Source organism: Demequina muriae (genome assembly GCF_030418295.1).
Taxonomy (GTDB): domain Bacteria; phylum Actinomycetota; class Actinomycetes; order Actinomycetales; family Demequinaceae; genus Demequina; species Demequina muriae.
Genome location: NZ_JAUHQA010000001.1, coordinates 1,784,591 through 1,796,749, shown reverse-complemented (window position 1 = coordinate 1,796,749; position 12,159 = coordinate 1,784,591). Strand labels below are relative to the sequence as shown.

The following is a 12,159-nucleotide window of genomic DNA, read 5'->3' as shown; positions in this document are numbered from 1 at the left end:
GCGCCCTACCGACCCCAGCGCAGTCCGGCGGTCTGCACCGGGGCGTCCCACAAGGTGATCATGTCGTCGTCGGCCCGCAGCACGGTGAGGGAGCATCCCGCCATGTCGAGAGAGGTGATGTAGTTGCCCACGAGGGTACGGGCCACGTCGACCCCGGCCTTCTCAAGCAGCGGCGCCACCTCGCCGAACATGAGGTAGAGCTCGAGCAGTGGCGACCCTCCCATGCCGTTGAGCATCACGATGGCGGGTCCCGCCATGTCAGAGTCCGCCAGGATCGGCTCGACCAGTTGGGCCGCGATGTCCTTGGCCGGCGCGAGCGGCACGCGGTGGCGGCCCGGCTCTCCGTGGATGCCGATGCCGATCTCCATCTGGTCCTCGGGCAGATCGAACGTGGGCTTGCCCGCCGCGGGCACGGTGCAGCTCGTCAGGGCCATCCCCATCGAGCGGCCGCCGTCGTTGACGCGGTGCGCGAGGTCGGTGACGGCGGCGAGGTCGCGTCCCTCCTCGGCGGCGGCCCCGACGATCTTCTCGAGGAGCACCGTGACGCCGACTCCCCGGCGCCCTGCGGTGTACAGGGAGTCCTGCACCGCGACATCGTCGTTCGTCACGACGGTGGCGACCTCGACGCCCGCCTCCGCCGCGGCGAACTCGGCCGCCATCTCGAAGTTCATGACATCGCCCGTGTAGTTCTTGACGATGTGGAGCACACCCGCGCCGCGGTCCACTTCCTTGGTGGCCGCCTGCATCTGGTCCGGAGTGGGCGAGGTGAAGACCTCGCCGGCGCACGCGGCGTCGAGCATGCCGTAACCCACGAAGCCACCGTGCATGGGCTCGTGGCCGGACCCGCCGCCAGAGATCACGGCAACCTTGCCGTCGGCCTTGGGCTCGGCCCGATAGATCACGCGATTGTGGTGGTCGACCCTCACCGAACGATCCGCGGCCTCGACGCCCTTCAGTGCGTCGGCGAGTACGGATTCGGGTGCGTTGATGAGCTTCTTCATCGTGTCTCCTCGTGACAAGCGCGAGCGCTCCCGCCCGCGCCAGGTGGGTGGGTCCGCGGCTCGGCGGAGGCATCGCGCGCCGACGGTGCGGCGGGAGCGACGGAGAGGAGGTGACTCACGCTGGGCCAGTGCGGGACGTCCCACTGCGCTCGTGCGTGCATCTGCGCTCCCTGACGTGCGGGGTCGCATGGCACTCGAGGGGTGCCCGCTATGCCCGCCTTTGGGCCACTGTTCGACGCTTCGAATCCTATGGGGCCCACGGCGGGTGTCAACCGGAAGTGAGGGAGGTGAGCCGCTCCGGCGGCCCCGCAGGGACTACGAGAGGGCCAAGCTTCGCTCCGCGGACTCCACCACGTTGGAGAGCAGCATGGCGCGGGTCATCGGACCCACGCCGCCGGGGTTGGGCGAGTACCAGGACGACTTCTCGACCGCCTCGGGAGCGATGTCGCCCGCGACCTTGGACCTGCCCGTCTCCGGGTCGGTGACGCGCGAGACGCCCACATCGATCAGCACCGCACCGTCTTTGACCATGGCCGCGCTGATGATGCCGGGGACCCCTGCGGCGGCCACGATGACATCGGCCCCACGTGTGTGCGAGGCGAGATCCGCCGTGCCGGTGTGGCACAGCGTGACCGTCGCGTTGACGGCCTTGCGCGTGAGCAGCAGGCCGATGCTGCGGCCCACGGTGGTGCCGCGGCCCACGACCACGATGTCCTTGCCGTGCAGCGACACCCCATGGCGTTCGATCAGCTCGATGATGCCCTTGGGGGTGCAGGGGAGCGGCGACTCGATGGGCCCCGAGACTCGCAGCACGAGCCGCCCCAGGTTGGTGGGGTGCAGTCCGTCGGCGTCCTTGGACGGGTCGATGACCTCGAGCACGCGGTTCGCGTCGATGCCGTCAGGAAGGGGCAGCTGAACGATGAACCCGGTGCAGGCCGGGTCCTCGTTGAGGCGAGTCACCGCGGCTTCGATCTCCGCCTGGGTGGCAGTGCCAGGGAGATCCTCGCGGATCGAGGCGATCCCCACCTCGGCGCAGTCGGCGTGCTTGCCGTTGACGTACCAGGTCGAGCCCGGGTCGTCGCCCACCAGCAGCGTGCCGAGACCGGGCGTGACGCCCCGCTCGGCGAGCGCCGCCACCCGCTGGGTCAGTTCACCCTTGATGGTGGCGGCGGTCGCCTTGCCGTCGAGTCGTTGTGCCCCTGCGTCGATTCCCACGGTGTCGGGAGCCCCCACTACTGCTGGAGTCCGTCGTACAGCGGGAAGTCGTCGGCCAGCGCCTTGACGCGTGCGCGCAGAGCGTCCACGTCAGCACCGCCCTTGAGCGCCGTCGCGATCACGTCGGCGACCTCCGTGAACTCCTCCGCGCCGAAGCCACGCGACGCCAGCGCCGGGGTGCCGATGCGCAGCCCGGAGGTGACCATCGGCGGGCGCGGGTCGAACGGGACCGCGTTGCGGTTCACGGTGATGCCCACCGAGTGCAGGAGATCCTCGGCCTGCTGGCCGTCGAGCTGCGAGTTCCTGAGGTCGGCGAGCACCAGGTGGACGTCCGTGCCGCCGGTGACGACGGAGACGCCGGCGTCGGTCGCATCGGCCGCCGTCAGGCGCTCCGCGATGATGCGGGCGCCCTCGAGCACGCGCTCCTGACGCTCCTTGAACTCGGGCGCCGCCGCCGCCTTGAGCGCGACCGCCTTCGCGGCGATCACGTGCATGAGCGGGCCTCCCTGCTGGCCGGGGAAGACAGCAGAGTTGAGCTTCTTGGCGTACTCGGTGTCGCGCGACAGGATCATGCCGGAGCGCGGGCCGCCGATGGTCTTGTGGATCGTGGTGGACACCACGTCCGAGTGCGGCACGGGCGAGGGGTGCAGGCCCGCGGCGACGAGGCCGGCGAAGTGCGCCATGTCCGTCCACAGCTTGGCGCCCACCTCGTCCGCGATGGACCGGAACGCCTCGAAGTCGATGTGACGCGGGTAGGCGGACCATCCGGCGATGATCACGTCGGGACGCTCGGCGAGCGCCTGCGCGCGCACCTTGTCCATGTCGATGCGGTGAGTGTCCTCCTCGACGCCATAGGCCGCGACCTCGTAGAGCTTGCCGGAGAAGTTGAGCTTCATGCCGTGCGTGAGGTGGCCGCCGTGCGCGAGGGACAGGCCCATGATCTTGTCGCCCGGGTTGATGAGCGCGTGCAGCACGGCCGCGTTCGCCGTGGCGCCCGAGTGCGGCTGCACGTTCGCGTACTCGGCGCCGAACAGCGACTTCGCGCGATCACGGGCGATGTTCTCCGCGACGTCCACCTCTTCGCAGCCGCCGTAGTAGCGGCGGCCGGGGTAGCCCTCGGCGTACTTGTTGGTGAGCACCGAGCCCTGTGCCTGCAGCACGGAGCGCGGCACGAAGTTCTCGGAGGCGATCATCTCGAGGTAGGTCTGCTGGCGCACGAGCTCGCGGTCGAGAACCTGGGCGATCTCGGGGTCGAAGTCCTGCAGGGTCGCATTCATGACCGCTGCGGTGGCGCTGGAATCAGTGCTCATCAGTGTCCTTGTCTGTGGCGGCACACGGGGCCGCCGGTTGTCCGGTGACCTTGGCCCAGGCGTACGACCAACAGTCTGATGATGTGTCGCTCCCTCGTGGTGACCCACTGCGCCAGTCGCGACGGGCGTCAGTCTAGCAACGCGCATCGGCCCGATGCGAGCCCGGTCACGACCTCCGGCTGCCCGCCCACCATCGATGGTCCATGAGCGGCTTCGTTGCGCGCACGACCACGCGGTGCGACACGAGCCACGCGAACACGAGCGTCGCCGCGGCGATCAGCACGAGCCACGCCGCCTCGGGCAGCGCGGTGCTGTAGCCGTCGACGCGGGTCGGGTACAGAGCGAAGGGGTGCAGCAGGTACACCACCAGCGAGCCGACGCCGATGCGCGCGACCACCCGCGAGCTCCATCCTGTGAGAGACACGAGCGCGAGCGTCAGCAGGCCTCCGGTCGCGAGCACGGCCGCGCGCAGGGCGGCGCCTTCGAGGAACGCGAAGTCGAGGTCCCCGTAGTCCTCGTGAAGGAAGAACACGCCGCGGCTCAGGGTCGGCTTCGTGACGTAGGCGAGCGCCAATGCCCCGGCGAACAGCGCGGCCGAGGCGACCCGGATGCCCGGAGAGCGCAGACGCGCGAACCACGCGTCCCGCCACACCAGCCCGAGGACGAAGAACGGCAGGAAGCCGAGGGTCCGGCCGAGCGACAGGTGAGGGCCGATGACAGCCAGCCCGCCCGCGGCGATGGACACGGCGACGCTCAGAGGAAGCACGTGCGGAACCCTCGTCAGCCACGGTGCGGCCATCCGCCACACGAAGAGTGACAGCAGGTACCAGGTGGTCCAGGCGGGAACGAGCGGGGTGGGCGTGGCGAGTCCACCGGCGGCGAGCGACGCGGCGACGACGTGCAGCACCTGGAAGACGGCGAAGGGGAACAGCAGACGCCCCGCGAGCGCGCGCGGCGACCACCCGGAAGACTTGCGAGTGAGGTAGCCCGAGAGGAACACGAACGCCGGCATGTGGAACATGAACAGCCACTGCGTGATCGCCTCGGCGGGACGGCCGGACAGCGGCCCGATCGCGTGGCTGAACACGACGAGCATCACCAGCAGCCCTACGGCGGCGTCGATCGAGCGGTCGCGCTCGGGAGGCGAGGCGACGTCCGTGCGGACGTCGTCCCGCGGCGACAACGGCCGATGCGGGGAGAGGGTGGAGGGGGACGTCACCCTTCCACTGTGCGGGACCGCCCTCTCAGGCCGCTCTCAGAAAGGGGGTCGGACGAGAGCGATCAGTTGTCGCCGCGCACCGCGTTGTCGTCGAGATCGTCGGAGACGACGGCGCCCGCCTCGAGGACCTTCTTGAGGTAGGCGTAGGTGAGATCGCCGGCGACCTGATCGAACTGGTGGTCGTAGCCCGCCTTGTTGTACAGCGCGATGTTGTGCTTGGAGTTCTGCCCGGTGAAGACCCATACCTCTTTGGTCGACTCGGGCAGGTGGCCGAGCACCGCGAACAGCAGCTGGGTGCCGATGCCCTGACCCTGGAGGTCGGGCACCACCGCGAGGCGGCCAATGGTCGCCTTGTCTCCATCGATGCCCACACGGATCGAGCCGATGAGTCGGTGGCCCTGCCACGCGCCCAGCGTCACGACGTCGTCGGATTCGAGGTCGACCTGCAGCTCGTCGAGCGTCTGGGTGAGCGCCGGGATGTTGGGGTCGTCGTACAACTGAGCCTCGGTGACGAACGCGGCACGCCGCACCGTCAGGAGCTCTCCCACGTGGTCGACACCGATGACGTCGATCCGTACTCCGTCTGACTGAGCCATGGGTCCATCTTGCCAGCATCGTCACCACACGCCGTGACCTGCGCCGCGCGGCGCTGGCTAAGATCGGCGCATGCCTTCCGACCGACCAGGATCGTGGATCCTCAGCCTCTCGTGCCCCGACCGCCCCGGCATCGTGCATGCCGTGTCCGGCCTGCTCGCGAGCCATGAGGGCAACATCACCGAGAGCCAGCAGTTCGGCGACCCCGACACCGGGCTGTTCTTCATGCGCGTCGAGTTCGCCTCGCACGCGTCGCGTGACGAGCTCGACGCCGCCGTCACCGACCTCGCTGAGCGATTCACGATGACCTGGACGCTCGATGTCGCGGGCCGCCCGATGCGGACCATCGTGCTGGTCTCGCGCGCGGCCCACTGCGTGAACGACCTGCTGTTCCGGGAGCGCGCCGGCACCCTGCCGGTCGACATCGCGGCCGTGGTGGGCAATCACGAGACCCTCAGGGACCTCGCCGAGTTCTACGGCAAGCCGTTCCATCACATCCCCGTCACCGCTGACACCAAGCCGGAGTCCGAGTCGCGGCTGCTCGCGCTGGTCGAGGACCTGGGCGTCGAGCTCGTGGTCCTCGCGCGCTACATGCAGATCCTGTCGCCGGAGCTGTCGGCGGCGCTTCATGGGCGTGCCATCAACATCCACCACTCGTTCCTGCCCAGCTTCAAGGGTGCCCGCCCCTACTTCCAGGCCCACGACCGCGGCGTCAAGCTCATCGGCGCGACCGCCCACTACGTGACGGCGGACCTCGACGAGGGTCCGATCATCGAGCAGGACGTGGACCGGGTGGATCACACGGCGACACCCGAGACGCTCACCGCGCTCGGCGCCGATGTGGAGCGACGCGCACTGGCCCGTGCGGTCGGGTGGCACGCCGAGCATCGCGTGCTGCTGGATGGGCACCGCACCATCGTCTTCAGCTGACGCGGCGCGGCACGCTCAGGCCAGTCCCAGCACCGCCCTGGGCACGGCCGATGCGGCGGCGACGGCCTCGTCGCGCGGCACCCCCGCCTCGACGCAGACCTCGACGGCTCTGCGCAGCGTGAGCGTCGACCCGGCGAGGGTGCCCGTGCCTGCCAGCACCGCGCGGCCGCCAGTGACCTCGACCTCACGCGACCCGAGCAGGTAATGACCGTCGGAAGACGCCGCGGCGGCCATGGCGTCGGTCACGAGCACGATCCGTCCGGGAGCGGCGCGGAACAGCGTGGCGATCAGTGCGGGATCCACGTGGATCCCGTCGGCGATGACCTCGATCCATACCCTCGGGTCGTCGAGGGCCGCGCCGACGGGTCCAATCTCGCGGCCCGTGATGCCATGCATGGCGTTGAAGGCGTGGGTGATGAGCGTCGCGCCGCGATCGAAGGCCTCCCGTGCCACGGCGGCGTCGGCGTCCGTGTGGCCCACGGCGACCGTGACCCCCGCGTCGACGAAGGTCTCGATGGCCGCGAGCGCGCCGGGGAGCTCGGGCGCCATCGTGATCTGCCGGAGAGCATCGCCACAGGCGTCCAGCAGACGCCCCACCAGCTGCGGCGTCGGCAGCGCCAGGCTTCCGGGATCGTGTGCTCCCTTGCGGGAGGGCGCAAGAAAGGGTCCCTCGAGATGGATGCCCACCAGCGCGGAGTCGCGCTCCATCGCCTCACGCACCACCCGGATCTGCCGCTCTGCCTCAGCCAGCGGCAGCGAGACCAGGGACGCCACCATCGCGTGAGTCCCTGCCTCCCGATGCGCCGCCACCGCGGCAAGCGTGCCGTCGACGGTGTCGCCGAACGCGTGTCCCCCACCGCCATGGCCGTGGATGTCAGTGAGCGCGTCCCCGTCCATCGCTAGATCCCCTGCCATGCGGGCTTGTGGCGCTGCGCCCACGCGTAGTAGTCGCGGTGGGCGAGTCGTGATGCCGCCGCCTCATCCAGCACCACCGTGACACGGGGATGCAGCTGGATGGCCGAGCCAGGCATCGACGCAGTCACCGGCCCCTCGGCCGCAGCAGCCACCGCATCGGCCTTGCCCTCACCGAAGGCGAGCAGCACCAGGTGCCGGGCCCTCAGGATCGTGCCCAGCCCCTGGGTGACGCAGTGCATCGGGACGTCATCCACCGAGTCGAAGAACCGGGCGTTGTCCTGGCGGGTGCGCTCGGTCAGGGTCTTGACCCGGGTGGGAGACGCGAAGGACGAGCCGGGCTCGTTGAAGCCCAGGTGACCGGTCGCGCCGATGCCGAGCAGCTGGAGGTCGACGCCGCCATGCTCGATCAAGGCTTCCTCGTAACGGTCGCCCGCGGTCTCGATCCCCTCGGCGCCGCCGTCCGGAACCCGGACGAGCGCCGGGTCGAGGCCGAGCGGCTCGGTGACCTCACGAGCCACCACCTCGGCGTAGGACTGGGGGTGGCCGGCCGGCAGACCCACGTACTCGTCGAGCGCGAACGCGCTGACACGCGAGAAGTCAGCGCCGCCAGCGGCGTGTCGCGCGAGCGCGGCGTAGACCGGCAGCGGACTCGAGCCGGTGGCGACGCCGAGCGTGAACGCGGAGCTCGCCCGGACGGCCTGAGCGATGTGGTCCGCGACCACCTGCGCGCCCGCCTCGGCGGTCTCGAACACCAGCATCTCAGCCACGATCCACCTCCAGTTTCGCGGCACCGATCGCAGCGATCGGCTCACCGTGGGGCGCGAGGACGATGCGTGCGCCCATGTCGAGCGAGCCGAGGAACGGCGAGGCCGCCTCCCATCCGCGGATCACCCTGCGGGCGCCGTCGAGGAGCTCATAGCGCAGGCCTGTGAGCCCGCCGCCGAGCATCACGCGATCGACGTCGAGCGTGAGCACGAGCACCCGCACCGCGGTGGCGACGCCGTGCATGAGACCCGCCCGGATCTCCTGAGCCCGCGCGTCCCCGGCCCTGGCCGCCGCGAGCACGTCCACGGCGGCCGCGCCCTCGTGTCCCCACTGCTGCACCATCCCGCTGCCGGAGGCATACGTCTCGAGGCCGCCGGGAAGGCCGTCTGCCCCGACCGGACCCGCCGGGTCGATCGAGATGTGGCCGATCTCGCCCGCGGCTCCCCTGCCGCCGCGCCACAGCCGGCCGTCGAGGATCAGCCCGGCAGCGAGCCCGGTGCCCACGTTGAGGTACGCGACGGACGACGGGCCGTCTCCGAGCAGATGCCACGCGCCGAGCGCCGCCACGTTGACGTCGTTCTCGACGGTGACCGGGACCCGCCAGCGCTCGCGCAGGACGTCCGCCAGCGCAAGGCGCTCGACGTCGAGGTTGAGCGCGTGCTCGACGACGCCGCCGCGCACCGCGCCAGGAATGCCGATGCCGACGCCGGCGGCGTCGGTGACCTGAATCCCCGCATCGGCCGTCACCTGTGCCACCGCCTCGCAGGCGGACGCGATGACCCCCTCCGCTCCCCTCGTCACGGCCATGCGATGGCGCGCGAGCAGCGCGTCGTCGTCGCCCAGCACCACCGCGTCGACCTTGGTGCCGCCGATGTCGACGCCGATCCGGGGGGCGCTCACGAGAACACCTCTGCGAGAGCCGCGCCCACCAGGCGCGACGCACCGTAGGTCGCGATGTCGGCGTACGGCTCGGTCAGGTCCGGCCATCCCATGTCGACCACGACGGGGTCGAGCGGGCGGAGCGCATCGACGACCTCCTGCGCCCACGGGTGCCGGTGGTTGTTCTTGCCGACCACGACCACCAGAGCACCGTGCGGCACGGCATCGAGGTCCACGCCGTCACCGGGCCTGACGACGACGTCCGCCGTGACGCCCACCGCGAAGACTCCCCACGGGCTGGTCCCCACGGCGATGTTCGGGGAGGACTCGAGCCGGATCCAGTGGAGGGGCTGCGCTGCAGCGCGGCGGCTCTCGAGGAGCGCTGCTGCCCTGGCCGAGACGCGGAACGCCCTCCGCACCGTCTCGTGGTCCAGCCTCGCCAGCCCCACTCCCGGGGGGTCCGAGGCGGCTGCGGTCAGCCGCCCCACCATGGCGTCGATCCGTGTGCTGGCCTCAGCGATGCGCTCCTCGGCGATCTCGCCCTGCGCGACGGCCTGCTCGATGGCGTCGACGATGGACTCGATCTGCTCGTCCGTGTTGGCCGTGCCGATGCACAGCAGGTCGCAGCCCGCGTGGAGCGCGCGCACTGCGGCGGCGGGAATGCCGATCTCGCCGGAGGCCCCCACCATGTCGAGCGCATCGGAGACGATCACGCCCTCGAAGCCCATCTCGCCGCGAAGCAGGTCCGTGAGGATGGGCCGCGAGAACGTGGCCGGATGGTCCGGATCGAGCGCTGGCACCACGATGTGCGAGCTCATGATGGTGGCCACGCCCGCCTCGATCGCCGCCGCGAAGGGAGCGAGCTCCCGTGCACGCAGCGTGTCGAGGTCCACGTCGACCGTGGGGAGGGAGACGTGGGAGTCCTGCGAGGTGTCACCGTGGCCCGGGAAGTGCTTGGCGCACCCCGCGACCCCGGCCGACTGGACCCCTCGTGTCCACGCCGCCCCGTGCCGGCTCACCAGGTCAGCGTCAGCGCCGAAGGACCGGACGCCGATCACGGGGTTGGAGACGTTCGAGTTGATGTCGACGTCCGGGGCGAGGGTCAGGTTGACGCCGGTCGCAATCAGCTCGTGGCCCACCTGCTCGCCCACCGCCTGAGTCAGTGCGAGGTCGTCGAGCCGGCCCAGCACCGCGTTGCCCGGGAACGGCGAGCCGTCGCGCTGGTGCAGCCGGGACACGTCGCCGCCCTCCTCGTCCGTCGAGATCACGGCGCGCGGGTTCGCGGCGAGAATGCTGGCGGTGAGGGAGCGGAGCTGCTCGGGGGACTCGACGTTGGTCGCGAACAGGCAGACCCCGCCCATGCCGTCGCGCAGCCGGCGCTCGACCCACGCGGGCAGCACCGTGCCCTCGAAACCGGGCATGAGTGTCGCGAGTGCGCTCATCCCTTCACCGCCCCGCCCACGAGGCCCGACGTCATGCGGCCCTGGACGATCATGAAGAACACGATGACCGGGATCGCGACGAGCGTCGAGCCAGCCATCACCTGACCCCATTCGATCATGCCCAGGCTGGAGGGCTGTGCAAAGTTGCGCAGCCACAGGGGCAGCGTCTCGCTCTGGTCGGAGGTGAGGATGACCGAGGCGAGCGCGAACTCGTTCCACACCTGCAGGTAGGCATAGACGCCCGATGCGACCAGTCCGGGAGCGAGCAGCGGGAAGGTCACGCGCATGAATGCCCCGAATCGTGTGCACCCGTCCATCATCGCCGCCTCTTCGAGGTCGGCGGGCACACCGGCGACGAAGCCGCGCAGCATCCACAGCGTGAATGGCACCACCATCGCGATGTAGATGATCGAGACGCCCGCGATGCTGTTGAGCAGCCCGAGCCCGGAGATCATCTTGTACTGCGCGATGAACATCGCCTCAGCGGGGAGCATCTGCACGAGGATGACGGCGAGCACGAACGACTTGCGCCCGCGGAACCGGAACCGGGACACCGCGAGGGCGCCGAGGAACGCGAACACGAGGCACACCACGAGCGCGATGCCCGTGACGGCCAGCGACATGCCGAGTGCTCCCGTGAACGTCGAGTCGGAGAACACGGCGCGGTAGTTCGTCCACGACCCGGACGTGGGAAGCCACGTGGGCGTGAGGCTGGAGATGGTGGCAGAGGTCTGGAACGACGAGTTCACCATCCAGTACACCGGGAACACCCACATCACGGCGAGCGCCAGTGCCAGCACCGTGAACAGGGGACGGAGCGGGGAGCGCTTGGTGGTCACGACTGGTCCTCCTTGATCAGTTCGCGCACGTAGAACCAGCTGAGCGCGATGGTGAAGAACAGGACGATCATCGCCGCCGCAGCCGCGACGCCGAAGTGGCCCTGACCGATGCCGAGCCCGTAGATGTACGTGCCGAGCAGGTCATACTTGTCACCCGCGGCACCGAAGCCCTGCAGCAGCTCGATCTGCGCGTACACCCTGAGGTCCCAGATGAGCTGAAGCAGCAGCAGGATCACGAGGATGGGGCGCAGGATCGGCAGCGTCACCCGCCGCAGCATCTGGAACCCACCGGCTCCGTCGAGCTGCGCGGCTTCCACCACCTCGTCCGAGACCTGCGTGAGGCCCGCGTAGACCGAGAGCGCGACGAACGGCACCGAGGCCCAGGTGATGATGATGGACGCGACGGCGAAGAAGCTCCAGGGGTCCACCAGCCAGTTGTGGCCCACGAGGTCCACCCCCGGCAGGAAGCTCAGCAGGTAGTTGAGGACACCGTTGCGGTCGTCGATCAGCCAGTTCCACACCGTCATCTGGGCGACGATGGGCATCGCCCACGCCACCAGCATCGCGATCTGCAGGGTGATGCGCGACCACGACGGGATCGACTTCATCAGCACCGCGAGACCGATGCCTATCACCATCGTGGCGAGTGCCGTCACGGCCATGAACGCGACGGACTTGATCAGGACCGACCAGAAGGCACCATCCGTGAGGAGGGAGATGTAGTTGTCGAGCCCCACCCATGCGGGCGCCTCACCGAACTGCTGCGCGAGCCCGTACTCACGGAAGGAGTTGAGCACCTGCCAGCCCAACGGGTAGCCCATGCCGACGAGCAGGGCGATCAGCGCGGGCGCGATCAACAGATAGGGCAGTCGGGGGCGCTTGCGCCGTGAACGCGGGCGCGAGGGCGGCGGCGGCGCGTCGAGCAGTTCGCGCGCGGGCGCAGAAGTCGTCATGGTGGTTCCTCGATGCGAGTCAGGCGGGGGAAGTCAGACGGGGGCCGTCGGACGGGGACGGTCAGCGGGACCCCGGGCGCCGGCCCAGGCACGGGAG

General features: G+C 69.9%; 12 protein-coding genes and 1 riboswitch. Of the genes, 1 reads left to right on the top strand and 11 read right to left on the bottom strand.

Annotation, left to right across the window (positions count from 1 at the left end; translation table 11 throughout):
• Positions 1 to 5: 5 nt before the first annotated feature.
• The 5 genes from dhaK to QQX02_RS08450 form a co-directional block, all read right to left on the bottom strand.
• Positions 6 to 1,001 (bottom strand): dihydroxyacetone kinase subunit DhaK, encoded by a 996-nt coding sequence (dhaK, locus tag QQX02_RS08470; RefSeq protein ID WP_301142426.1) that lies wholly within the window; start codon positions 999 to 1,001, stop codon positions 6 to 8.
• A gap of 315 nt (positions 1,002 to 1,316) precedes the next feature.
• Positions 1,317 to 2,216, bottom strand: a complete 900-nt coding sequence (locus QQX02_RS08465) for a bifunctional methylenetetrahydrofolate dehydrogenase/methenyltetrahydrofolate cyclohydrolase (RefSeq protein WP_301142425.1) — start codon at positions 2,214 to 2,216, stop codon at positions 1,317 to 1,319.
• A gap of 17 nt (positions 2,217 to 2,233) precedes the next feature.
• Complete coding sequence (gene glyA / locus QQX02_RS08460; RefSeq protein WP_301142424.1) at positions 2,234 to 3,526, bottom strand: serine hydroxymethyltransferase; 1,293 nt, start codon at positions 3,524 to 3,526, stop codon at positions 2,234 to 2,236.
• Positions 3,527 to 3,572: 46 nt separating this feature from the next.
• Positions 3,573 to 3,656: riboswitch (ZMP/ZTP riboswitch) on the bottom strand.
• 36 nt (positions 3,657 to 3,692) lie between these two features.
• Positions 3,693 to 4,745 (bottom strand): acyltransferase family protein, encoded by a 1,053-nt coding sequence (locus QQX02_RS08455; protein WP_301142423.1) that lies wholly within the window; start codon positions 4,743 to 4,745, stop codon positions 3,693 to 3,695.
• Between the two features lie 62 nt (positions 4,746 to 4,807).
• Positions 4,808 to 5,341, bottom strand: a complete 534-nt coding sequence (locus tag QQX02_RS08450) for a GNAT family N-acetyltransferase (RefSeq protein ID WP_301142421.1) — start codon at positions 5,339 to 5,341, stop codon at positions 4,808 to 4,810.
• 70 nt (positions 5,342 to 5,411) lie between these two features.
• On the opposite strand from QQX02_RS08450, the gene purU reads away from it, so the two are divergent.
• The gene (gene purU / locus QQX02_RS08445) at positions 5,412 to 6,269 is read left to right on the top strand and encodes a formyltetrahydrofolate deformylase (RefSeq protein WP_301142419.1); all 858 of its coding nucleotides are present in this window, start codon (positions 5,412 to 5,414) and stop codon (positions 6,267 to 6,269) included.
• Positions 6,270 to 6,284: 15 nt separating this feature from the next.
• On the opposite strand, the gene QQX02_RS08440 is transcribed toward purU, so the two are convergent.
• Genes QQX02_RS08440 through QQX02_RS08415 form a run of 6 tightly spaced genes read right to left on the bottom strand, consistent with a single transcriptional unit; the run spans position 6,285 to position 12,062 of the window.
• Positions 6,285 to 7,166, bottom strand: coding sequence for an N-acetylglucosamine-6-phosphate deacetylase (locus QQX02_RS08440; protein ID WP_301142418.1), 882 nt, complete (start codon positions 7,164 to 7,166; stop codon positions 6,285 to 6,287).
• Between the two features lie 2 nt (positions 7,167 to 7,168).
• On the bottom strand, positions 7,169 to 7,951 hold the full coding sequence (locus QQX02_RS08435) for a glucosamine-6-phosphate deaminase (RefSeq protein ID WP_301142417.1): 783 nt from the start codon (positions 7,949 to 7,951) through the stop codon (positions 7,169 to 7,171).
• On the bottom strand, positions 7,944 to 8,849 hold the full coding sequence (locus QQX02_RS08430; RefSeq protein WP_301142416.1) for an ROK family protein: 906 nt from the start codon (positions 8,847 to 8,849) through the stop codon (positions 7,944 to 7,946). Before QQX02_RS08430 ends, QQX02_RS08435 begins: the two co-directional genes overlap by 8 nt.
• The gene (gene nagZ / locus QQX02_RS08425; protein ID WP_301142415.1) at positions 8,846 to 10,270 is read right to left on the bottom strand and encodes a beta-N-acetylhexosaminidase; all 1,425 of its coding nucleotides are present in this window, start codon (positions 10,268 to 10,270) and stop codon (positions 8,846 to 8,848) included. Before nagZ ends, QQX02_RS08430 begins: the two co-directional genes overlap by 4 nt.
• Complete coding sequence (locus QQX02_RS08420) at positions 10,267 to 11,046, bottom strand: carbohydrate ABC transporter permease (RefSeq protein ID WP_301143689.1); 780 nt, start codon at positions 11,044 to 11,046, stop codon at positions 10,267 to 10,269. The genes nagZ and QQX02_RS08420 overlap by 4 nt, the downstream gene beginning before the upstream one ends.
• A gap of 59 nt (positions 11,047 to 11,105) precedes the next feature.
• Positions 11,106 to 12,062 (bottom strand): carbohydrate ABC transporter permease, encoded by a 957-nt coding sequence (locus tag QQX02_RS08415; RefSeq protein ID WP_301142414.1) that lies wholly within the window; start codon positions 12,060 to 12,062, stop codon positions 11,106 to 11,108.
• Between the last annotated feature and the right edge of the window lie 97 nt (positions 12,063 to 12,159).

Coding starts and splice junctions, on each gene's coding strand:
- dhaK (WP_301142426.1), bottom strand. CDS start 1,001: ATGAAGAAGCTCATCAACGCACCCGAATCCGTACTCGCCGACGCACTG.
- glyA (WP_301142424.1), bottom strand. CDS start 3,526: ATGAGCACTGATTCCAGCGCCACCGCAGCGGTCATGAATGCGACCCTG.
- QQX02_RS08450 (WP_301142421.1), bottom strand. CDS start 5,341: ATGGCTCAGTCAGACGGAGTACGGATCGACGTCATCGGTGTCGACCAC.
- purU (WP_301142419.1), top strand. CDS start 5,412: ATGCCTTCCGACCGACCAGGATCGTGGATCCTCAGCCTCTCGTGCCCC.
- QQX02_RS08440 (WP_301142418.1), bottom strand. CDS start 7,166: ATGGACGGGGACGCGCTCACTGACATCCACGGCCATGGCGGTGGGGGA.
- nagZ (WP_301142415.1), bottom strand. CDS start 10,270: ATGAGCGCACTCGCGACACTCATGCCCGGTTTCGAGGGCACGGTGCTG.
- QQX02_RS08420 (WP_301143689.1), bottom strand. CDS start 11,046: ATGTGGGTGTTCCCGGTGTACTGGATGGTGAACTCGTCGTTCCAGACC.
- QQX02_RS08415 (WP_301142414.1), bottom strand. CDS start 12,062: ATGACGACTTCTGCGCCCGCGCGCGAACTGCTCGACGCGCCGCCGCCG.